The 253-nt window shown below is 41.9% G+C and carries 1 pseudogene; it reads left to right on the forward strand.

Features of this window, described 5'->3' with window-relative positions:
* A pseudogene (locus tag AAEZ03_RS28270) lies at positions 1 to 253 on the forward strand (elongation factor 4); the annotation flags it as partial.

Genomic DNA, 253 nt, shown 5'->3' on the forward strand with positions numbered 1-253 from the left:
GTTTTGCGTCACTTGATTATAATTTTGAGCGTTATCAAGTGGATAAATTGGTTAAGGTAGATGTATTAATCAATGGTGAGAAAGTCGATGCACTTGCCATGATTGTGCACGAAACCAAATCGCGTTATCGTGGTAATGCGCTCGTTGGTAAGATGAAAGAGCTGATCCCACGTCAGATGTTTGATGTCGCTATTCAAGCGGCAATTGGTAGCCAGATTATCGGACGTAGTACCGTAAAAGCCATGCGTAAAGA

The sequence above is a fragment of the Pseudomonas sp. HY2-MNA-CIBAN-0224 genome (assembly GCF_040310285.1).
GTDB lineage: Bacteria > Pseudomonadota > Gammaproteobacteria > Pseudomonadales > Pseudomonadaceae > Aquipseudomonas > Aquipseudomonas helleri.